General features: G+C 69.8%; 19 protein-coding genes and 1 riboswitch. Of the genes, 6 read left to right on the top strand and 13 right to left on the bottom strand.

Translation table 11 applies throughout. The features are described 5' to 3' along the window. Positions 1-111: 111 nt before the first annotated feature. From AC07Y4_RS06690 to AC07Y4_RS06665, 6 genes are read right to left on the bottom strand one after another with little or no spacing between them, the layout of a single operon-like run. Positions 112-894 carry an ABC transporter ATP-binding protein gene (locus AC07Y4_RS06690; protein ID WP_487847073.1) on the bottom strand — a complete coding sequence of 261 codons (783 nt, stop codon included), beginning with the start codon at positions 892-894 and terminating at the stop codon, positions 112-114. Then, positions 891-1,901 (bottom strand): FecCD family ABC transporter permease, encoded by a 1,011-nt coding sequence (locus tag AC07Y4_RS06685; RefSeq protein ID WP_095747588.1) that lies wholly within the window; start codon positions 1,899-1,901, stop codon positions 891-893. Before AC07Y4_RS06685 ends, AC07Y4_RS06690 begins: the two co-directional genes overlap by 4 nt. A gap of 5 nt (positions 1,902-1,906) precedes the next feature. Then, positions 1,907-2,788 carry an ABC transporter substrate-binding protein gene (locus AC07Y4_RS06680; protein WP_487847074.1) on the bottom strand — a complete coding sequence of 294 codons (882 nt, stop codon included), beginning with the start codon at positions 2,786-2,788 and terminating at the stop codon, positions 1,907-1,909. After that, on the bottom strand, positions 2,785-3,366 hold the full coding sequence (locus AC07Y4_RS06675; RefSeq protein ID WP_159271953.1) for a bifunctional adenosylcobinamide kinase/adenosylcobinamide-phosphate guanylyltransferase: 582 nt from the start codon (positions 3,364-3,366) through the stop codon (positions 2,785-2,787). The genes AC07Y4_RS06680 and AC07Y4_RS06675 overlap by 4 nt, the downstream gene beginning before the upstream one ends. Further along, on the bottom strand, positions 3,353-4,750 hold the full coding sequence (locus AC07Y4_RS06670) for a cobyrinic acid a,c-diamide synthase CobB (RefSeq protein ID WP_487847075.1): 1,398 nt from the start codon (positions 4,748-4,750) through the stop codon (positions 3,353-3,355). The genes AC07Y4_RS06675 and AC07Y4_RS06670 overlap by 14 nt, the downstream gene beginning before the upstream one ends. Next, entirely contained in the window at positions 4,735-6,687 is a 1,953-nt protein-coding gene (locus tag AC07Y4_RS06665) for a TonB-dependent receptor domain-containing protein (protein WP_487847076.1), read from the bottom strand. Before AC07Y4_RS06665 ends, AC07Y4_RS06670 begins: the two co-directional genes overlap by 16 nt. A 72-nt stretch (positions 6,688-6,759) precedes the next feature. Further along, a riboswitch (cobalamin riboswitch) is annotated at positions 6,760-6,999 on the bottom strand. A 398-nt stretch (positions 7,000-7,397) separates the two neighbouring features. Here AC07Y4_RS06665 and AC07Y4_RS06660 point away from each other — a divergent pair. The 4 genes from AC07Y4_RS06660 (at position 7,398) to AC07Y4_RS06645 (ending at position 9,576) form a co-directional block, all read left to right on the top strand. Beyond that, positions 7,398-7,625 (top strand): hypothetical protein, encoded by a 228-nt coding sequence (locus AC07Y4_RS06660; protein WP_056581479.1) that lies wholly within the window; start codon positions 7,398-7,400, stop codon positions 7,623-7,625. Beyond that, positions 7,622-7,957 carry a cell division protein ZapA gene (locus AC07Y4_RS06655; RefSeq protein WP_369632657.1) on the top strand — a complete coding sequence of 112 codons (336 nt, stop codon included), beginning with the start codon at positions 7,622-7,624 and terminating at the stop codon, positions 7,955-7,957. Before AC07Y4_RS06660 ends, AC07Y4_RS06655 begins: the two co-directional genes overlap by 4 nt. 292 nt (positions 7,958-8,249) lie before the next feature. Further along, positions 8,250-9,077 (top strand): sulfite exporter TauE/SafE family protein, encoded by an 828-nt coding sequence (locus AC07Y4_RS06650; protein ID WP_070060491.1) that lies wholly within the window; start codon positions 8,250-8,252, stop codon positions 9,075-9,077. 73 nt (positions 9,078-9,150) lie between these two features. Next, positions 9,151-9,576: a universal stress protein gene (locus tag AC07Y4_RS06645; protein ID WP_062480532.1), complete on the top strand. Its 426-nt coding sequence runs from the start codon at positions 9,151-9,153 to the stop codon at positions 9,574-9,576. 45 nt (positions 9,577-9,621) lie between these two features. Here AC07Y4_RS06645 and AC07Y4_RS06640 read toward each other — a convergent pair whose 3' ends face one another. After that, entirely contained in the window at positions 9,622-10,587 is a 966-nt protein-coding gene (locus tag AC07Y4_RS06640) for an AraC-like ligand-binding domain-containing protein (RefSeq protein ID WP_487847077.1), read from the bottom strand. Between the two features lie 179 nt (positions 10,588-10,766). Between AC07Y4_RS06640 and AC07Y4_RS06635 the strand changes: the two genes are divergently transcribed. Together AC07Y4_RS06635 and AC07Y4_RS06630 are read left to right on the top strand one after the other, a co-directional pair. Then, positions 10,767-11,771 (top strand): carbon-nitrogen hydrolase family protein, encoded by a 1,005-nt coding sequence (locus tag AC07Y4_RS06635; RefSeq protein WP_139703749.1) that lies wholly within the window; start codon positions 10,767-10,769, stop codon positions 11,769-11,771. A 20-nt stretch (positions 11,772-11,791) separates the two neighbouring features. After that, positions 11,792-12,856: a phenylacetaldoxime dehydratase family protein gene (locus tag AC07Y4_RS06630; RefSeq protein WP_495274315.1), complete on the top strand. Its 1,065-nt coding sequence runs from the start codon at positions 11,792-11,794 to the stop codon at positions 12,854-12,856. Between the two features lie 21 nt (positions 12,857-12,877). On the opposite strand, the gene AC07Y4_RS06625 is transcribed toward AC07Y4_RS06630, so the two are convergent. From AC07Y4_RS06625 to lgt, 6 genes are all read right to left on the bottom strand, one after another. Next, positions 12,878-14,422: a malonate--CoA ligase gene (locus tag AC07Y4_RS06625; RefSeq protein WP_487847079.1), complete on the bottom strand. Its 1,545-nt coding sequence runs from the start codon at positions 14,420-14,422 to the stop codon at positions 12,878-12,880. Positions 14,423-14,449: 27 nt separating this feature from the next. After that, positions 14,450-15,232, bottom strand: coding sequence for an enoyl-CoA hydratase/isomerase family protein (locus AC07Y4_RS06620; RefSeq protein WP_487847080.1), 783 nt, complete (start codon positions 15,230-15,232; stop codon positions 14,450-14,452). Then, a complete protein-coding gene (locus AC07Y4_RS06615) occupies positions 15,229-16,218 on the bottom strand; it encodes a Bug family tripartite tricarboxylate transporter substrate binding protein (RefSeq protein WP_487847081.1) in 990 nt (329 codons plus the stop codon). Before AC07Y4_RS06615 ends, AC07Y4_RS06620 begins: the two co-directional genes overlap by 4 nt. Before the next feature lie 93 nt (positions 16,219-16,311). Then, positions 16,312-17,778: a malonyl-CoA decarboxylase gene (locus AC07Y4_RS06610; RefSeq protein ID WP_062480544.1), complete on the bottom strand. Its 1,467-nt coding sequence runs from the start codon at positions 17,776-17,778 to the stop codon at positions 16,312-16,314. A 40-nt stretch (positions 17,779-17,818) separates the two neighbouring features. After that, positions 17,819-18,487, bottom strand: a complete 669-nt coding sequence (locus tag AC07Y4_RS06605) for a GntR family transcriptional regulator (RefSeq protein ID WP_062480546.1) — start codon at positions 18,485-18,487, stop codon at positions 17,819-17,821. A gap of 190 nt (positions 18,488-18,677) precedes the next feature. Beyond that, a complete protein-coding gene (lgt, locus tag AC07Y4_RS06600; protein WP_487847082.1) occupies positions 18,678-19,508 on the bottom strand; it encodes a prolipoprotein diacylglyceryl transferase in 831 nt (276 codons plus the stop codon). Positions 19,509-19,547: the final 39 nt, after the last annotated feature.

Below are 19,547 nucleotides of genomic sequence, written 5' to 3'. Positions count from 1 at the left end.
GGGGTGCCTTGCGCAGCGAAATCAAGGAGGAGGCCGCAGGCCGGGGGACATTCGCGGAGCAAGGTGCCCCGTCGGCGAGAGCGCGCCCCGAATGACTTGATGCGCGAAGCTTCATAGCGGCAACGCGATCCACTGGTCTGCCACGCGATGCACGCGAATGCGATGGTCGAACACCTGTTCCAGCGCAGCGTGCGTCGCAGGATCGGCGCATGCACCGTGGTGCACCACCCGCCCCCGATTCATCACCACCAGTTCGTCCGCAGCCAGCGCCATCGGCAGTTCGTGCAACACGCTGACCACGGTGCGGCCTTGCGCGACCAGTTCGCGCGCCGTCTGCATCCAGTCGGCCTGATGCGGCGGATCGAGGTTGGCCAGCGGCTCGTCCATCAGCAGCAGCTCGGCCTCGACCGCCAGCGCGCGCGCCAGCAGCACACGCTGGCGCTCGCCGCCGGAGAGCTGCCCCAGCGGACGGTCGCGCCAGTCCCAGGCCTGGGTGCTGCGCAACGCGCGCTCCACGGCATCGCGGTCGGCCTCGCTCGGCGCAGCCAGCCAGCGCTGATGTGGCAGGCGCCCCAGCATGGCGACGTCGTAGACCATCAAATCGTCGGCACTGCCCTCGCCCGTGCCGCTCTGGCCCAGCCACGACAGGCGCCGTGCGCGCACACGGGCCGGCACGGCCGCCTGTGCCTCACCGAAGAGCCGCACTTCGCCGCGATGTGCGAGCAGGCCGGCCAACGCTTTCAACAACGTCGACTTGCCGGCCCCGTTCGGTCCGACGATGCTGGTCCAGCGGCCGGCCGCGAGCGACAGGTCGATGCCGTGCAGCACCTCGACCGACCCGAGCGTGGCGCTGAGGCCGTGCGCTTCGAGCGCGGCGGATGGCGTGCGGCTCATAGGCCGCCTCCCTTCGCGCCGCGCCGGTGCATCAGCCACAGCAGGTAGCTGCCGCCGAGCACGGCCGTGAGCACGCCCACTGGCAGCTCCTGCGGCGCAATCAGCCAGCGCGCCAGCAGGTCGGCCGCCATCAGCAGCAGCCCGCCCATCAACGCCGACAGCACGATCAGCCGCGCGTGCGTGGTCTTGACCACCGAGCGCACCAGGTGCGGCGCGGCCAGGCCGACGAAAGCAATGAGGCCGGTCTGCGCGACGGCGGCGCCGGTCGCCAGCGCCAGCACCGCCACCAGCGCGGCGCGCATGGCGCCCAGCGGCAACCCGAGGCTGCGCGCCGTGGCCTCGCCAAGCGCGAGCCCGTCGAGCACCGGCGCGAGCGCCCAGGCCAGCAGCAGGCAGGCCGCGCCGACCGCCGCCATCACGGCGCAGGCGGCCCAGCCGACCAGCCCGGTGCTGCCGAGGACGAAGCCCTGCAGCGCCTGCAGGATGTCGGCCGAGGCGATGGTGATGAGGTCCTTGGCGGCGCCCAGCACCACGCCCACGATCACGCCCGCCAGCAGCAGCCGCAGGGTCTGCTGCACGCCGCGCGCCAGCGTGAGCGTGAGCAGCACCGCGGCCACCGCGCCGACGAAGGCCGCGCCGGTGAGCCCCAGGCGCATCACCCATTGCGTGCTGGTGACGGAGCCGCCGAACAGCATCAGCGCCAGCGCCACGGCCAGCGACGCGCCCGAGGCGCTGCCCAGCAGGTACGGATCGGCCAGCGGGTTGCGGAACAGACCCTGCGCCACCGCGCCCGCGAGCCCGAGCAGCGCGCCCGCGAGCCACGCGCCGAGGGTGCGCGGCAGGCGGATGTCCCACACGATCTGCAGCGCCACCGGGTCGTGCCGAGCGGACAGCAGGCTCTGGAAACCGGTGCTGCCGATGCCCAGGCCGAAGAGCAGCAGCGCCGCGCCCAGCACCAGCAGGCCGGCACCGAGCAGCAGCACGCGACGCAGGTGCGCGGAATGCATGCCGCTCACCGCCCCTTGTCCGCCAGGCACTGCGCCATCAGGCGCGCGGCCTCGTCCATGCGCGGGCCGGGGCGCACGACCACGTCGGTCTGCTCGGCGTCGAAGCGGCACACGCGGCCTTCGCGCACCGCGCGGATGCCGCCCCAGCCGGGTCGCTGCTCCAGTCCCATCGCGCTGCGCACGCTGACCATGATGAGGTCGGGGTTCGCGCGCACCACGAACTCGGGGTTGAGCTTGGGAAAGGGGCCGAGCGACGCCGGCACGATGTTCTTCACGCCGAGGCGCGCGAGCGTCTCGCCGATGAAGGACGAGTCGCCTGCCGCGTAAGGGCCGGTGTTGACCTCGAAGTACACGCGCAGGCCCTTGGCGCTGGCGGGCAGCGACTGCGCCGCGGCCGACACGGCCGCGTCGATGGCGCGCCACACGGCGGGCGCCTCCTGCGTGCCGAGCACCTGGTCGAGCGCGCCCAGTACACGACGCACGTCGGCGTGGCTCTTGGGTTCGAGCACGATCACCTTCAGGCCCAGTGCCTCGAGCCGCTGCGTGACACGCGACGATCTGGCGAGCAGCACCACGTCGGGCTTGAGCGCGACGATGGCTTCGACGTTCGGGTCGATCCCGCCGCCGAGCTGCGGCAGCGCGCGCACCTGCGCGGGCGAGTTGGAATAACGGTCGACGCCGATCAGGCGGTCGCAGGCGCCGAGTGCGCAGACGCCTTCGGTCAGCGACGGCAGCAGCGAGGCGATGCGCTGCGGCGGTTGCGCCAGATGCACGGTGACGCCGCGCTCGTCGACCACATCGATGGCCTGCGCTGCCTGCGCGCACACCACCAACGCCAGGCCGAGCGAGAGCGCGCGCAGCCAGGTCTTCACGGATTCGAACTTCATGCGCCGGGCGCCTTCAGCGTCAGCGGCAGGCCGGCGACCATCAGCGTCGCGCGGTGGCAGGCGGCCGCCACGTCCTGGTTCAGCCGGCCGAGCACGTCGACAAAAGCGCGGGTCTCGCGGCCCAGCGGGATCACGCCCAGGCCGATCTCGTTACCCACCAGCACCACCGGCCCGCGCGCCTCGCGCAGCGCGATGAGCAGCAGCGTGGCGTGCGCCGAGGGCGTGCGCGTGACCACCGCGGCGCCTTCGGTCCGCAGCGGCATCAGCAGGTTGGTGAGCCACAGCGTGAGGCAGTCGACCACCACGAGCGTGTCGGGCGCGCTCTGCGTGACGATGGCTCGCCCCAGCTCGATCGGCTCCTCGAGGGTCTGCAGACCGGGCACGCGCTCGGCGCGGTCGGCCTGGTGGCGCGCGATGCGCTCGCGCATCTCGTCGTCGTGGGCCTGCGCGGTGGCGATCAGCACCGCGCGGCGCGATGCGGGCCCGGACGCCAGCCAGTCGGCCGCGCGCTGTTCGGCGCGGCGCGACTTGCCGCTTTTCTGGCCGCCGAGGATGAATTCGTGCTCAGTGAGGGGCATCGGGGGGCGCCTGTGCAGCGTGGCTGTCGAGTTCGAGGGGCATGGCGCTGAAGAGCCGCGCGGTCGCTTCCGGGCTGGACGCGAACCACGCATGGAAGTAGCTCGCGCGCACGGGGCCGTGCACGTACAGCGCCTCGCCGCCGCGCGTGCCGACGGTGCGCGCGGCAGGCGCGATCGGCGTCTCGCAGCGCGAGTAGTGGAAGGTGTGGCCGCGCAAGGCATGCGCGCCCAGGTCGAGTTGCTGCGGGCCCAGGCCGGCCAGCCGCTTCTGCATGACGGCCCGCCCCGGCAGCACGCCCCAGAGGCGGTGCACGTCGGTCGGCTCGGCGTCGTCGCGCGTGGCGAGTTCGTCGAACAGCGCCATCATGCCGCCGCATTCGGCCCAGATCGGCTTGCCGGCCGTGACGTGGTTGGCGAGCGAGAGCCGCAGCCGGCCGCTGGCCGAGAGCACGGCCGCATGCAGCTCGGGGTAGCCGCCGGGCAGCCAGGCGGCGTCGCAGGGTGGCAGCGGTTCGTCGGCCAGCGGCGAGAAGAACGCGAGCCGCGCGCCGAGGGCTTCGAGCACCTCGAGGTTGGCCGGGTAGATGAACGAGAACGCCGTGTCGCGCGCGATGGCGATGGTGCGTCCGGCCAGCAGCGGCGCGATGGGCGCCGTCGGCGCGGGCTCGAAGCGCACCTGCGGCAGCTGCCCGGGCGTGCGCTGACCCAGCGGCGTGGCGGCGAGCACGTCGGCCGCGGCGTCGAGCCGCACCATCGCGTCGCCGAGTTCGGCAGCGCCGACCAGTCCCAGGTGGCGTTCGGGCAGCGCGAAATCGGCGCTGCGCGGCAAGGCACCGAGCCAGTCGTCGGGCTCGCGCAAGGCGTCCTTCAGCATGTCGGCGTGGCGCTCGCCGGCCACGCGGTTGGCCAGCACGCCGGCCCAGGGCAGGCCCGGGCGGAAGTTCTGCAGGCCGTAGGCCAGCGCGCCGAAGGTGCCGGTCATGGCCTGCGCATCGATCACGGCCAGCACCGGCAGGCCCAGGCGCTCGGCCAGCTCGGCCGCGCTGGGCGTGCCGTCGAACAGGCCCATCACGCCTTCGACGATCACCAGGTCGGCCTCGCTCGCGGCGGCATGCAGGCGCGCGCGGCAGTCGGCCTCGCCGGTCATCCACAGGTCGAGCGAATGCACCGGCGCGCCGGTGGCCAGCGCGAGCCAGTGGGGATCGAGGAAGTCGGGACCGCACTTGAAGGCCCGCACGCGGCGGCCCTGGCGCACGTGCAGCCGCGCGAGCGCGGCCGCGACCGTGGTCTTGCCCTGCCCCGAGGCCGGCGCGGCCACGAGCACCGCGGCGCAGGTGACGGCTGCGCCGGGCGAGGAGCGACGGGTGTTTACTGCGGAGTCCACTTGAGTCCGACGTACGCGGTGCGGCCCCCGGTGGCGTAGAGCCGTGCGAACTGGTAGTCCTTGTCGCCCACATTGTCCACGCGCGCCACCAGGTTCAGGTCGCGCATGATCTGCTTGCTGGCCGACAGGTTGAGCAGCGTGTAGCCGCCGAGCTTGACGGTGTTGGCCGCGTCGTCGTAGCGCTTGCCCGAGCTTTGGAGCTCGGCGCCCAGCGTCCAGCCGGCGATGCGCCAGTCGGCGCCCAGCGTGCCGTGGGCCCGGGCACGGCGTGCCAGCAGGTGGTCGGTGGCGAGGTCGCGCGGGTCCTGGTAGTCGAGCGAGGCGCGCAGCGTGACGTCGCCGATGCGGTGGCCGCCCGTGAGCGTCACGCCCTGGTAGCGCGCACGCGCCGTGCTGGCGTAGCAGCCGAACGACGACTGGCAACCCTTGGCGCTGCCGTCGAACACGATGAGGTTCTGCACCCGGTTGCGGTACAGCACGATGCCGGCCTGCGTGGCGCCGGCCGTGTACTGCAGGCCCAGCTCGACGTTGCGGCTCGATTCGGGTTGCAGGCTCGCCAGGCCGTACTCGCTGAAGCGCTGGTACAGCGTGGGCGCGCGGAATGCGGTGCCGGCCGACACGGTGGCGCGCAGGCTCGGCGTGATGGCGTAGCCGTAGGCGGCGCTGCCGGTGGTCTTGCCGCCGAACTCGCTGTCGTCGTCATGGCGCACATGTAGCTGCAGCGAATGCGGGCCCTTCACGTAGCCGTAGCCCAGTGCGGCGGCGTTCTGCGAGCGGTCGCGCGAGAACAGCTTGGCCGAGGTGGTGGGCGCGTTTTCGAGCGCGTCTTCGCGGCGCTCGAGCGTGGCGGTCACCAGGTGCGCGCCGAAGCGGAATTCGTTCTGGAACAGGTAGCCGCGCAGGCGGGTTTCGGTGCGGTAGAACGAGGGCTGGGTCTTGTAGACGGTCTGCGAATCGGTCACCTGCAGGCGGGTGCTGTAGATGTCGTTCCACTTGGCCGACCAGGTCAGGCCGGCGGTGCGCAGTTCGTTGGTCGACACGTCGTTGCGGAAGGTGATCGGCGGCTTGGTGCGAAAGCTCACCGACGGGTCGTAGGCCGCTTCGGTGTTGCTGGTGAGCAAGGTGGCGTCGATGCGCTGGTCGGGCGTGATCTGGAAACCCAGCTTCAGGTTGCCCGAGGTGCTGCGGTAGCCGTCGCGGTCGGGGTTGGTGAAGCCGTCTTTCGAGGGCGTGCGCTTGGCGATCGGCTGGATGTTGAAGCCCTTGCTTTCCTCATGCGCGACGCCGAACGAGTAGTCGAGCAGGCCCGACTTGCCGCTCACGCCGCCTTCGATCCGGCGCAGGCCGTGGCTGCCGAAGCCGATGCCGGCGTAGGGCGACACGCCCTCCTCGCCGCGCTTGGTGAAGAGCTGGATCACGCCGCCCACGGCGTCCGAGCCGTACACCGCGGCGGCCGGGCCGCGCAGCACTTCGATGCGGTCGATCTGCGCGAGCGGAATGCCTTCCCAGCCGGCACCGCCGGTCGATTGCGAATCGATGCGCACGCCATCGAGGTAGACCGCGGTGAAGCGCGATTCGGCGCCGCGGATGAACACGCTGGTGGCGTTGCCCACGCCGCCGCTGCGCGAGATCTCCATGCCGGGCAGGCGCGCCAGCACGTCGGCCACGCCGGTGGCGCCGCTGCGCTCGATGGTCTTGCGGTCGATGATGGAGACATCGCCCACCAGGTCCGACAGCGCCTGCGGCGTGCGGTTGGCGGTGACGACGGTCTCGTCGAGCGTGGCAGGTGCTGCTGCGGCGGCTTGCGCCTGCGCGGCCAGCGGCACCAGGGCCAGGCCGCCGAAGGCCGAGGCCAGGGCGAGCGTCAGCGGCAGGCACGCGGGACGGTTGCGGCGCACGCTGGCGCGGCCGCTGGAGAGGGAAACACAGGAAATCATGGGGTGAACCGAACGAACTTCTATGCCCTGGCCGGCTTCCCCGCCGGCGCCATGGGCGTCATGGCTGCCGATGCGGCAGCCGCCTTGTTGGCCGGTATCCGGGCTGGCAGATCGACCCTTTGCCGCCTTCCCAGGCACCTGTTTCAGGGCGCCCAGTGGCTGGATGGAAAGGGGTGACGCGTTGCGGCGTCGTCTGCTTGACCGTTGCGGGGGCAGCGCAGGCGGCTTCGGCCCCGGGGGGCGTCCACTCCTGCTTCCCGTTGAACTGCGCCGTGCGAACCACGCCGCGAGCACCAACGGGCGAGATTTTAGGGTGAATCGGCATTCAGACGGGGCCGCGAAGGACGAATACCGGGTGCAGTGCAAGGCGCGGTGAGCGCCGCGTAGCTTGGCTACGCAAGCGAAGCGCAACGCCGCAATGCGCCCGGTATTCGTCCTTCCCTTCGGGTTGGCCCGCCTTGCACCCGCCTGCTTTGTCGGCCGGCTTGACCAGAGATGACTCTGGCCTGCGCCGCCCTTCGCGCATCCGGGTGCAAGGCGGGCCAACGCGGCCCCGTCTGAATGCCGACTCACCCTAGCCCACGGGGCGCACACGCCACACCGGGTTTGATCACGGACGGCGCAGGCCCCAGAATCTCGGCCACGTCCGGTGCGCGCCCCGCGCGGTGCGCCGGATGTTCCGAATTCCCGGGAAACTACAATCGCCAACCATGCCCGCCTCCAGCCCCATCGACCAGATCGCCGAGCGTGTGGAACGCCTGCTCGTGCGTCACGAAGAGGTGCAGCGCACCAACGCGCTGCTGCAGGAACAGGTCGATGCGCTCACGCGTGAACGCGACGGCCTGAAGTCGCGGCTCGCCGCGGCCCGCACCCGCCTCGATGCCCTGCTCGAACGGCTGCCGGCCGAACCCCCTTCCGAAGATTCCCATCACGCATGAAGCAGATTGAAGTACAGATCATGGGCCAGAGCTACTTGCTCGGCTGTCCCGACGGCGGCGAAGCGCAACTGCGCGAGGCCGTCGACCGCGTGGACGCGGCCATGTGCAAGATCCGCGACGCGGGCAAGGTGAAGGCACGCGACCGCATCGCCGTGCTCGCCTCGCTGAACCTGGCTTTCGATCTCGCGGCCCAGCAGGCCGCTGCTGCCGCGGCACCGGCCCCTGTCGCTGCCAGCAGCACGGAAGAAAGCTCCGCCGACACCGACCCGAAGGCCGCCCAGCTCATTCAGAGACTCGATCAGGCCCTGGCGGGCGATGGACATTTGCTCTGAGGGCACGCGGCCCGGCACATCCGGGGCGTAAAATCCGTTTTGTCTGCAGACGTGTCGGGCTTAATATTTCCTTGTTCCAATGCTCTCCGGAGCCGGGCTTGGTACATCGCTTGACGGGCGTGATCATCTCGCGTCAGATGAACCCGAAGTCCTGCTGCCCTCGCCCACCTGAACCCTGGTTCAGGATGCGGGTCCGGCACACCATCTGCAGACACCTTTTCCTGCCACGGCCCCCTGCTTCACCGCACGGGGCCGTTGCTTTTTCAGCCGCTCGTTCTTTCCCCATCCTCCCGTGAACCTCGCTGCCCTGCTCGACCCGCTCCTGATCGCCGAACTCGCCGCGCTCGGCCTGGGCACCGGTTTCCTCGCCGGCCTGCTGGGCATCGGCGGCGGCATGCTGATGGTGCCGTTCATCACGATCATCATGGGCCAGCGCGGCGTGCCGGCCGACCTGGCGGTGAAGATGGCGATCGCGACCTCGATGGCGACGATCATCTTCACGTCGGTGTCCAGCGTGCGCGCGCACCACAAGCGCGGCGCGGTGCGCTGGGACATCGTGCAGCGCCTGGCCCCCGGCATCGTCATCGGCAGCCTCGCGGGCAGCCTGGGCGTGTTCGCGCTGCTCAAGGGCACGGCGCTGGCCATCTTCTTCGCACTGTTCGTGGGCTTCTCGGCCACGCAGATGTTCCTCGACAAGAAACCCAAGCCCACGCGCCAGATGCCGGGCACCGGGGGCCAGCTCGCGGCGGGCGGCATCATCGGCTTCATCTCGGGCCTGGTGGGCGCGGGCGGCGGCTTCATCAGCGTGCCGTTCATGACCTGGTGCAACGTGGCGATCCACAACGCGGTGGCGACCAGCGCGGCGCTGGGCTTTCCCATTGCGGTGGCCAACGTGCTGGGCTACGTGCTCAGCGGCCAGTCGGTGCAGGGCCTGCCGGCCGGCGCCTTCGGCTACATCTGGCTGCCCGCGCTCGTGGTGATCGCGGCCTGCAGCGTGTTCACCGCGCCGTTGGGCGCCAAGGCCGCGCACAGCCTGCCGGTGAAGAAGCTCAAGCGCGTGTTCGCGAGCATCCTGTACCTGCTGGCCGCCTACATGCTCTGGAAGGGCCTGCGGGGCTGAGGCATATCAAACACTCGCTGGCTTTCCTGTGCCATCCTATGCGGCACTTGTTCACAGTCGTAGAAGGAAAGCCATGAAAATCCTCATTGCAGTCGACGGCAGCGCCTACACGCAAAAGGCCCTCAACTATCTGCTCGCCAACCGCGCCATGTTCGTGGACGGCCATGAGCTGGTGGTGGTCAATGTCTGCACCGGCATCTCCGGCCACGTGGCGCGCCACCTGAGCAAGGAAATCGTCACCGAGTACTACGCCGAGGAAAACGCCAAGGTGCTCGACCCGGTGAAGGCCTGGTTCGCCGAGAAAGGCGTGGCCAACTTCACCGCCGACGCGCGCCACGGCCACGCGGCCGAGGAAATCCTCAAGTCGGCCACCGAATCGAAGGCCGAGCTGATCGTGCTGGGCACGCACGGCCACGGCATCCTGGGCCGCGCGCTGATGGGCTCGGTCGCGACCAAGGTCGTGGCCGAGACCGACATCTCGGTGCTGCTGGTCCAGTAAGAAGACCCGACAACCCCGGCGACGGCCGATGCGCCGTGGCCGCGGTCATTGCGGCGAGCGCTGCTGCCGCCATTCGCGCGGCGAACATCCGAAGCGCTCGCGAAACGCGCGGCTGAAATGCGCCGCGTCGTTGAACCCCCTCCCGTACGCGATCTCTCCCACCGGCCGCCCTGCCAGGCGCGGCTCCAGCAGGTCGCGGCTGCATGCGTCAAGCCGACGCTCCCAGATGTACTGCGAGGGCGTCAGCGGCTCGCTCTTGAACACGCGGTGGATGTGGCTCACCGACATGCCCAGCTGCGCCGCCAGCGTGCCCACCGACAGCGTCGGATCGGCCAGCTGCTCGTCGATGCGCTGCTTCACGCGCGCGAGGTGGTACGCCGTGAGCTTGCTGAGCGCCGGTGCGTGCGCCGCAGGCAACGTCTGCAGGCCGGCCACGAGGATGTTCTGCACGCCATGGGCCACCGCCAGCGCCGAGGCCGGCTGCAGCGCGTCGAAGTCCTCGCGCAGCGTGCGGATCATGCCCAGCAGCAGGTGCCCCGCGCCCTCGCGCCCTGACACGGTGGTGGCCGTGAGCGTTTCGGTGTCGCGCAGTTCGCTGCGCAGCCGCTCGCCGGGCAGCTTGAGCACGATCTGCTCGAAGGGCTGGTCGAACAGCAGCTGGTAAGGCCGCGTGCTGTCGTACAGCGCGAAGTCGCCGGCGCCGAGCACCGCGTCGCGCCCGTCCTGGCGCACCACGCCCTGCCCGCGCGCCTGGATGCTCACGAGAAAACAGTCGTCGCTCGACGCCGCGATGTGGCCCGGCGTGCGCATCACCTTCTGCGCCCGCGAGGTCACGACCGACATGCCGAGGCCGGGCAGTGCGTGCTGGCGGATGCTGCCCTCGAAGTCGCCGCCGTCGCCGGTGCGCACCGCGTCGCATTCGAGCTGCACGTAGACGTTGCAGATCATGTCGGTCCAGTACGCGAGCCGCTGGTCGCGCGGGACGGCATCGGTGCTGAGCAAGGGGGTCATCGGGGTCCTCGGAAGGCCTTCGCAAGGCACATGCAACGCTGGAACAAGAACGCCGCCAATCCGGGTCAAGGCGTTCCGGCGGCGCGAATTTACGCTTCATGCAACCCGCATGCCACCGCGCAAACCCGGTGCGCACAGTGGGGATTTCGTTACGTTCATCGTCCCCTGGAGAACACCCCATGCCGACCACCGTCCACCCCAAGCTCCGCGTCGCCGCCGTGCAGGCCGCGCCTGTTTTCCTCGACCTCGACGCCACCATCGACAAGACCATCGACCTCATGGCGCAGGCCGCGAAACAGGGCGTGCAGCTCATCGCCTTTCCCGAGACCTGGGTGCCGGGCTACCCGTGGTGGGTCTGGCTCGATTCGCCGGCCTGGGGCATGCAGTTCGTGCAGCGCTACCACGACAACTCGCTGGTCATCGGCTCGCCCGAGTTCGAACGCCTGCAGGCGGCGGCGCGCCAGCACAAGATCTGGCTCTCGCTCGGTTACAGCGAGAAAGCGGCGGGCAGCCTGTACATCGCGCAGGCGCTGATCGACGACCAGGGCCGCACCGTGCAGACGCGCCGCAAGCTCAAGCCCACGCACGTGGAACGCACCGTGTTCGGCGAAGGCGACGGCGCCGACCTGCACGTGGTCGAGACGCCGCTGGGCAACATCGGCTCGCTGTGCTGCTGGGAGCACCTGCAGCCGCTGAGCAAGTACGCGATGTATGCGCAGAACGAGCAGATCCACTGCGGCGCGTGGCCGAGCTTCTCGCTCTACCGCGGCGCGGCCTACGCGCTGGGCCATGAGGTCAACAACGCCGCGAGCCAGGTGTATGCGGTCGAGGGCGGCTGCTTCGTCATCGCGCCCTGCGCCACGGTGTCGAAGGCGATGAGCGAGCTGATGTGCACCGACGACGGCAAGCGGCAGATGCTGGGCGTCGGCGGCGGACATGCGCGCATCTATGGCCCGGACGGCTCGCCGCTGGGCACGCCGCTGGCCGAGGACGCCGAAGGCCTGGTGATCGCCGACATCGACCTCGGCATGATCGCGCTCGCCAAGGCGGCGGCCGATCCGAGCGGCCACTATTCGCGGCCCGACGTCACGCAGCTGCTGCTGAACAAGACGCGGCGCACACCCGTGGTGGTGCAGCTCACGCCGGAGCCCGAGGGCAGCGTGCCCGAGCCGGTCGTGGCCTGAGCCGACCACGGAGCCGCACCATGGAATCGGCCATCCCCGAGCACCTGCGCTGCCCGCGCACCCGCGAGCGCCGCGTGGCAGACGATCACACGCCACCCTACCCCGGTTGGTCGGCGCGCGCGCCCGTGACGACGACCCAGGTCGTGATGGGCTACTTCGGCGTGCAATCGCGCGGCCCGGCGATGCAGGGCCGGGCCTGCGCCGCGCTCCTGAAGATCGCCCGCGACTTCGCCCTGCCCGACGGCCCCGGTCACCACGACCTGGCCCATTGCGTCGACGCCGACGGGTACGACAACCTGATCGCCATCGCCTACTGGCGCGATGCGGCGGCGTTCGCGCGCTGGTGTGCCACGCCCGCCATCGAGGCCTGGTGGAACGCCGACGAGCGCTTGCATGAAGGCCTCGGCTACTTCCGCGAAATCGCATCCCCGCGTGCTGTGCACTTCGAGACCCTGTTCAGCACGCCCGACCGCCTCGAGGGCATCGGCGTGGTGATGGGCGGTGTGAGCGGCGAACTGCAGGAGCACGGCTACTGGGGGTCGATGCGCGATCGACTCCCGCTCGCGCAGGCCGACGCGCTCGCGCCTTCGGGCACGCGCGCGGTGATCGCCGGCACGCCTGCGTCAGGCCAGCGCGTGCGCATCGCGGGCCACACGCACCTCGCGATGATCCGTTCGGGCCAGGAATGGACCGAGACCACCGGCCAGGAACGCGGGCTCTACCTGGAAGACATGGCCCCGGTGCTGCGCGAAGGCATGGACTTTCTGCGCGACCAGGGCCTGCCCATCGGTTGCTACAGCAACCGCTTCATGCACCACCTCGACGCGCACGGCGCACCGCTGCAGAAATCCTTCGGCCTGAGCTACTGGCGCTCGCTGGCCGACATGGAACGCTGGGCCGAGTCGCACCCGACACACGTCGCGATCTTCGGCAGCTTCATGCGCTACGTGCAGGCGCTGAACTTCGAGCTGCGCCTGCGCCTGTACCACGAGGTGTCGGCGCTGAAGGCCGACGAGCAAAGCTACGAGTACATCAACTGCCACGCGCGCAGCGGGCTGATGAACGGGCTCGCACCCGCCGCCTGAAGCCCGGGCGCGCAGCGGGGCTCAGGCGGCGAACAGCCCCTTGTGCTCCGCGCGCAGCAACGCCTTCTGCACCTTGCCCATCGTGTTGCGCGGCAGTTCCGGCACGACGAAGCAGCGCTTGGGGATCTTGAAGTTCGCCAGCTTGGCCTTGAGCTCGGCCACGATGGCGTCGGCGTCGATCGTGGCGCCGCCCTTGGGGATCACGATGGCCACGCCCACCTCGCCGAAGTCGGGGTGCGGCACGCCGATGACGGCGCTTTCGGCCACGCCGGGCATCTCGTTGATGTAGCCCTCGATCTCGGCCGGGTAGACGTTGTAGCCGCCGCTGATGATCAGGTCCTTGCTGCGCCCGACGATGGTGATGTAGCCGCGCGCATCGATCTTGCCCACGTCGCCGGTCTTGAAGAAGCCGTCGGCGGTGAACTCTTCCTTCGTCTTCTCGGGCATGCGCCAGTAGCCGGCGAACACGTTGGGGCCCTTCACCTGGATGCCGCCGATCTCGTCGATCGGCAGGTCCTTGCCCTCGTCGTCGCGCACGCGCAGCTGCACGCCGGGCAGCGCGAAGCCGACGGTGCCGCCGCGGCGCTCGCCCTTCTTGGCGTCATACGGGTTGGACGTGAGCATGGCGGTCTCGCTCATGCCGTAGCGCTCGAGGATGGTGTGGCCGGTGCGCTCGCGCCATTCGTCAAACGTTTCGATGAGCAGCGGCGCCGAGCCCGCGACGAACAGGCGCATGGTGCGCACCGCCTCGCGCGTGAGGCCCGGCTCCGCCAGCAGGCGCACGTAGAGCGTGGGCACGCCCATGAACACGGTGGCCTCGGGCAGCTTGGCGACGATGCGCTTGGGGTCGAACTTCGAGAACCACAGGATCTTGCTGCCGTTGAGCAGTGCACCGTGCAGTGCCACGAACAGGCCGTGCACGTGGAAGATCGGCAGCGCGTGAATCAGCACGTCGCCCTTCGTCCAGCCCCAGTAGTCCTTGAGCACTTCGGCGTTCGACAGCAGGTTGCGGTGCGTGAGCATCGCGCCCTTGCTTCGGCCGGTGGTGCCGCTGGTGTACAGGATGGCGGCGAGGTCGTCGGGCTTCTTGATGGCCACGGTGTGGCGGTCGCTGCAGCGCGCCGCGGCGTCGAGCAGCGTGCCGGTGCGGTCGTCGTCCAGCGTGAACACGTGGCGCGTGCCGGCCGCCTCGGCGATGGGACGCACCCAGGCCGCGTTGCGGCCGGTGCACACGACCACGGCGGGCTCGGCGTTGCCGATGAAGTACTCGATCTCGGCGCTCTGGTAGGCCGTGTTGAGCGGCAGGAACACGTAGCCCGCGCGCAGGGTCGCGAGGTACAGCAGCATGGCTTCGACCGATTTCTCGACCTGCACGGCGACGCGCGCACCCTTCTCGAGCTTCAGGCCGTCGAGCAGGTTGGCGATCATCGCGCTGGCGCGGTCGAGGTCGCGCCACGAATAGTGCAGGCCGTTCTCGGTCTCGACCGCGATGGCGTCGAGATCGGCAGGAAAGGCGGCGCGCAAGGCGGCGAACAGGTTGGCGTTGGGGGAGGACTTCGTCTTCATCATCTTCGTCATCATCGAACGGCAGGCTCAGGAAGGTCGGAAATTCGGAGGGCGCTTGCCCAGGAAGGCATCGATGCCCTCGCGGTGCTCGGCGCTGTCGGCATAGTCATACGCGGTGGCCAGCAGCTGCTGCGCCGCCGCGCCGCCGCTCTTCAGTGCGGTAAAGGTGGCCTTGTGCAGGCGCGCGGCCTGCGGCGACAGCGCCGCGATGCGCGCCGCATGCGCCTGCACAGCGGCCGGCACCTCGGCATCGGGCAGCACGTGCAGCAGAAAACCGGCGTCGTACAGCCGCTGCGCGCCATGCACGCCGGCGGCCAGCAGCATGTCGCGCGCCAGCACGTCGCCGATGGCGCCATGCACGAGCGCGGCTTCGCGCGGCGCCATCGGAAAGCCCAGCTTCGCGATGGGCGCGCCGAACTTCGCCGACGCACCGGCCAGGCGGATGTCGCAGCAGCTGGCGATCTCGACGCCGGCGCCCATGCAGGCGCCTTCGATCTGGGCCACCAGCGGCAGCGGGCAGTCGAGCATCGCCTGCAGCGCGGCCCAGACTTCGTTCTCGTGGAATTCGCGCAGGCTCGCTTCCTCGAAACGGAACGAGGGGTACTCGGAGATGTCGCCGCCCGCGCAGAAGGCACCGCCCTCCCCGCGCACGACGACGCAGCGCAGCACGGTGTCGCCATGCAGGTCGTCGAACACCGCGCGCAACGCGCGCCACATGGCGCGCGTCATCGCATTGAGACGCCCCGGGTTCGACAGCGTGACGAGCGCCACGGCGCCTTCGCGGCGCAGCGAGACCTGCCGATCGGTCATTCGAGCTTGGCGCCCGAGGCCTTCACGACGGTCGCCCATCGCTTGATCTCGGCGTTGACGAAGCGGCCGTAGGCGGCGGTCGTGACGTTCGGGATCTCGGAGCCGTTCTGGGCCCAGATGGCCTTCAGCTCGTCGGTGCCCAGCGCCTTCTTCATCGTGTCGATGATCTGCGTCTGCGCTTCGACCGGCGTGCCCTTGGGCGCCCACAGGCCGTACCAGGTGGTGACGGTGTAGTCGGGCAGGCCGACTTCGGCGGCGCAGGGCACGTCGGGGAACGCGGGGTTGCGCTTGGCGCCGGCCACCATGAGCGCCTTGATGCGACCGCCCTTGATGTGCTGTGCCGAGGAACCCAGGCCGTCGAACATCAGGTCGACGTTGCCCGCGATCAGGTCGGACAGCGCCGGGCCCGCGCCGCGGTACGGAATGTGGGTGATGAAGGTGCCGGTCTGCAGCTTGAACAGCTCGCCCGCCAGGTGGTGCGAGGTGCCCGAACCGGCCGAGCCGTAGTTGAGCTTGCCGGGGTTGCGCTTGGCGGTGGCAATCAGCTCCTGGATGGTCGCGGCCTGCACCCGTTTCGGGTTGACCACCACCACCTGCGGCACGTTGGCCAGCAGCATCAGGGGCACGAAGTCTTTCTCGAGGTCGTAGTCGAGCTTGGGGTAGATCGACGGCGCGATCGCGTGGTGCACGGCGCCCATGAAGAGCGAGTAGCCGTCGGCCGGCAGCTTGGCCGCGATGCTCGCGCCCACGGTGCCGCCCGCGCCGCCGCGGTTGTCGATGACCAGCGTCTGGCCCGCCGCGCGCGCGAACTGCGCCGACAGCGGGCGCGCGAAGGCGTCGGTGCCTCCGCCGGCCGGGAACGGCACCACCATGGTCACGGGCTTGGTCGGCCAGCCCTGGGCACGTGCGCCACCGCACAGGGCCACGGCCCCGGCAGCGGCGGCGACGCGCAGCACATCGCGTCGTTGAAAACTCTGTTGCGTCATCTGTCTCGTCTCCTGTCGTCGTCGTTGTGGATGTTGCCGCCCTCCGGCGGTCAAGGTGCGGGCCGCAGCGCTGCCGCGGCAAAGCGAACGGACTCAGCCTTTTTTGAGGAACAGGCCTTCGATGTCTCCCGAAACCGCGATCTTGCCTTCGGCCAGCCAGGTGCGATGTCGGTCGAGGCGCTTGAGGTCGTACAGGTAGTTGACCATGAGGCCGTACGACTGCTTGAGCCCCTTGGCCGACGGGTCGCCGGCCCAGTTGAGCCGTTCGACGCGCGCGCCGTTGCCCAGGTGGAAGCGCGCCACCGGGTCGGCCGGCGTGCCGTCGACCAGCGTGCGGCCCAGGTACTCGGCGGTGGCCTGCAGCAGCCACTGGCGCAGCGGCGATTTCGCGTCGAGTTCGGTTGCTGCATCAACCGCCGCCAGCAGGCGTTCGGCCGTCGGCGGCACCGAGCCGACGAGGCGGCCGAGTTCGGCTTCGCGCTTCTCGTCCAGGCGCGGCAGCAGCTCGGCGGCGTTCTTGGCGAGCCACGCGCGCAGGCCCGGAATGGGCGACAGCGTGGCAAAGGTCTTCAGGCGCGGCAGCTCGTCCTGCAGGGTCTCGACCACGCGCTTGATGAGCGAGTCGCCGAAGCTCACGCCGCGCAGGCCCGTCTGCGTGTTGCTGATCGAATAGAAGATCGCGGTGGTGGCCTTGGCCGGCTGCACCGGCACGGCGGCCTCGTCGAGCAGCGGCATGATGCCTTCGCTGATGCGGTCGACCAGCGCCACCTCGACGAAGATGAGCGGCTCGTTCGGCAGGCGCGGATGGAAGAAGCCGTAGCAGCGGCGGTCGCTGTCGTCCAGCCGGTTCTTCACGTCGGACCAGCTCTTGATGTCGTGCACCGCCTCGTAGCGGATGAGCTTCTCGATCAGCGAGGCCGGCGAGTTCCAGTCGATGCGGCGCAGCTCGAGAAAAGCCACGTCGAACCAGGTGGAAAACAGGTGCTCCAGCTCGGCCTCGAGCGCGAGCAGGCGCTTGTCGGACTTCAGGCACGGCAGCAGGTCGGCGCGCAGGTCGACCAGGAAGCGCATGCCGCCGGGCTCGACCGCAAAGCGCTGCAGCAGCCGCATGCGCGGCGACACCAGCGCGCGGCGCAGGCGCAACTCGGCCTGCCCTTCGTCGGGCGTGCCGACGGCGCTCTGGTGCTGGTCGCGCGCGCTCTTGAGCTTGCCCGCGTCGGCGGCGAAATGCTCGCTCATGAGCGCCCAGTAGTCGCGGCGTTCTTCGGGCGAGGCGCCGGCGTAGGCCTGCGCAATGGCATGGGCGCGGCGGCCGCCCTCGACCTCGCTCACGCGCGGGTCGATCACCGCCTGCAGCTCGGCCAGCACGCGGCGCAGCGTGCGCGGCGACAGCGCCTCGTCGGCCTTGCGCAGCGTGGCCTGCAGCCGCTCGGCGGTGGTGCGGGCGCTGGGCTTGGGCGTGTGACGGGCCGGGCCTTTCGTGGCGCCGTTGCTCGCCACGGGAACCTTGGACGATTCGCCCATGCGCAGGCGCGCCTGGAACCACTCGGTCGCACTCATCGATCTGCTCCTGTGCCGTTAGCTATGTGGGCGGTGCCTGTCACGGCATCACCCGGGATTTCTGCTGTTGCATGACTTCGCGCAATGCTTCGCGCTGGCGCGTCATGTGCGTGCGCATGGCGGCGTCGGCGCCCTCACTGTCGCGCGCCTTGAGCGCGGCGAACACGGCCAGGTGCTCCGACAGGCTCTGGTCGAGCCGCCCCGGCGCGTGCAGCTGCTGCAGCCGCGCCAGCTTCAGGATCTTGCGCAGGTCGCCGATCACCTGCGCCAGCCACTTGTTGTCGGCGAGCTTGATGATCGCCTCGTGAATGATGTGGTTGGTGGCGTAGTAGTCGTTGATGCGCCGTGCCTTGGCGTGGCGCACCAGGCGCTCGTGCAATGCGTCGAGCTCGTTCAGCTCGGCGTCGCTGGCGTTGCGCGCGGCCTCGTAGGCGCAGCGCCCTTCGAGCAGCGCGATCACCGGAAAGATTTCGTCCAGGTCGCGCTCGGTCACCTCGTTCACGAAGCAGCCGCGGCGCGGCTCGTGGCGCAGCAGGCCTTCGGCGGTGAGCACCTTCAGCGCTTCGCGCAGCGGCGTGCGCGAGATCGACAGCCGCTCGCACAGGGCCACCTCGTCCACGAAGCTGCCGGGCGACAGCGTGCCGTCGAAGATCTGCTCGCGCAGCGTGGCGGCGACTTCGTCGTGGAGGGAATTGGGGACCAGGCGCATGCGTGAAGGACTCGGAAAGTCGGTGGGCGTTTCGCGTAATTTCCTGTAATTACGCATAATTGTGAGTGCATGGTTAACGCAATGCAAGGGCCGCGCCCTGCCCTTGCGGCCCGGAATTACCCTGAGATCGACGAAAAAAAGCGGCGCGCACCCGAAGGTGCTGCGCCGCGTTGTGCGGGGTGTGGAGAGGTCAGGCGCGCGCGGTGCTGCCCGTCTTGCCGGCGCGGCCGAACCAGAACCACAGCGCGATGCCGGCGATCACCATCGGCACGCTGAGCCACTGGCCCTGGCTCAGGCTCAGTGCACGCAGGCCCAGGAAATCGTCGGGCTCGCGGAAGTACTCGGCCACGAAGCGCAGCACGCCATAGCCGATGAGGAACACGGCGGCCACCTGGCCCTGCTTGCGCTCCTTGCGCGCATAGAGCCACATCACGACGAACAGCAGCAGCCCTTCGAGCAGGAACTGGTAGACCTGCGACGGGTGGCGCGGCAGCATCGAGCCGCTTTGCGGGAACACCATGCCCCAGGGCAGCTCGGGGCTGCTGAAGCGGCCCCACAGCTCGCCATTGATGAAGTTGCCCACGCGGCCCGCGGCCAAGCCGGTCGGCACGCAGGGCGCGACGAAGTCCATCACCTGCCAGAACGGCCGCGCACGCGAGCGCGAGAACCACACCATGGCGCCGACCACGCCGAGCAGGCCGCCATGGAAGCTCATGCCGCCCTGCCACACGTAAAGAATCTCGAGCGGGTGCGTGAGGTAGTACTCGGGCTTGTAGAACAGGCAGTAGCCGAGCCGGCCGCCGACGATCACGCCCATGACGCCCAGGAACAGGATGTCCTCGATGTCCTTGCGTTGCCACACGCCGGCCGTGGCCAGCGAGCGGAACGGCTCGTGGTGCAGGCGGCGCGTGCCCAGGAAATAAAACAGCGCGAAGGCCGCCAGGTAGGTCAGGCCGTACCAGTGGATGGCCACCGGCCCCAGCTGCAAGGCGATGGGATTGATCTGCGGATACATGAGCATCCGACGATTGTGCCGTGGCGCAATGACGCCGCCGCCACG

It is taken from the genome of Variovorax sp. GW460-12-1-14-LB1 (assembly GCF_059423605.1).
Note: the sequence above shows the minus strand (reverse complement) of the source record. Positions and strands in the feature narration are given on the sequence as shown.

What these genes read in the sequence shown, in the direction of transcription:
- AC07Y4_RS06690 (WP_487847073.1), bottom strand. Translation starts at nt 894, where the DNA reads ATGAGCCGCACGCCATCCGCCGCGCTCGAAGCGCACGGCCTCAGCGCC.
- AC07Y4_RS06685 (WP_095747588.1), bottom strand. Translation starts at nt 1,901, where the DNA reads ATGCATTCCGCGCACCTGCGTCGCGTGCTGCTGCTCGGTGCCGGCCTG.
- AC07Y4_RS06680 (WP_487847074.1), bottom strand. Translation starts at nt 2,788, where the DNA reads ATGAAGTTCGAATCCGTGAAGACCTGGCTGCGCGCGCTCTCGCTCGGC.
- AC07Y4_RS06675 (WP_159271953.1), bottom strand. Translation starts at nt 3,366, where the DNA reads ATGCCCCTCACTGAGCACGAATTCATCCTCGGCGGCCAGAAAAGCGGC.
- AC07Y4_RS06665 (WP_487847076.1), bottom strand. Translation starts at nt 6,687, where the DNA reads ATGATTTCCTGTGTTTCCCTCTCCAGCGGCCGCGCCAGCGTGCGCCGC.
- AC07Y4_RS06660 (WP_056581479.1), top strand. Translation starts at nt 7,398, where the DNA reads ATGCCCGCCTCCAGCCCCATCGACCAGATCGCCGAGCGTGTGGAACGC.
- AC07Y4_RS06655 (WP_369632657.1), top strand. Translation starts at nt 7,622, where the DNA reads ATGAAGCAGATTGAAGTACAGATCATGGGCCAGAGCTACTTGCTCGGC.
- AC07Y4_RS06645 (WP_062480532.1), top strand. Translation starts at nt 9,151, where the DNA reads ATGAAAATCCTCATTGCAGTCGACGGCAGCGCCTACACGCAAAAGGCC.
- AC07Y4_RS06640 (WP_487847077.1), bottom strand. Translation starts at nt 10,587, where the DNA reads ATGACCCCCTTGCTCAGCACCGATGCCGTCCCGCGCGACCAGCGGCTC.
- AC07Y4_RS06635 (WP_139703749.1), top strand. Translation starts at nt 10,767, where the DNA reads ATGCCGACCACCGTCCACCCCAAGCTCCGCGTCGCCGCCGTGCAGGCC.
- AC07Y4_RS06630 (WP_495274315.1), top strand. Translation starts at nt 11,792, where the DNA reads ATGGAATCGGCCATCCCCGAGCACCTGCGCTGCCCGCGCACCCGCGAG.
- AC07Y4_RS06625 (WP_487847079.1), bottom strand. Translation starts at nt 14,422, where the DNA reads ATGAAGACGAAGTCCTCCCCCAACGCCAACCTGTTCGCCGCCTTGCGC.
- AC07Y4_RS06620 (WP_487847080.1), bottom strand. Translation starts at nt 15,232, where the DNA reads ATGACCGATCGGCAGGTCTCGCTGCGCCGCGAAGGCGCCGTGGCGCTC.
- AC07Y4_RS06615 (WP_487847081.1), bottom strand. Translation starts at nt 16,218, where the DNA reads ATGACGCAACAGAGTTTTCAACGACGCGATGTGCTGCGCGTCGCCGCC.
- AC07Y4_RS06610 (WP_062480544.1), bottom strand. Translation starts at nt 17,778, where the DNA reads ATGAGTGCGACCGAGTGGTTCCAGGCGCGCCTGCGCATGGGCGAATCG.
- AC07Y4_RS06605 (WP_062480546.1), bottom strand. Translation starts at nt 18,487, where the DNA reads ATGCGCCTGGTCCCCAATTCCCTCCACGACGAAGTCGCCGCCACGCTG.
- lgt (WP_487847082.1), bottom strand. Translation starts at nt 19,508, where the DNA reads ATGCTCATGTATCCGCAGATCAATCCCATCGCCTTGCAGCTGGGGCCG.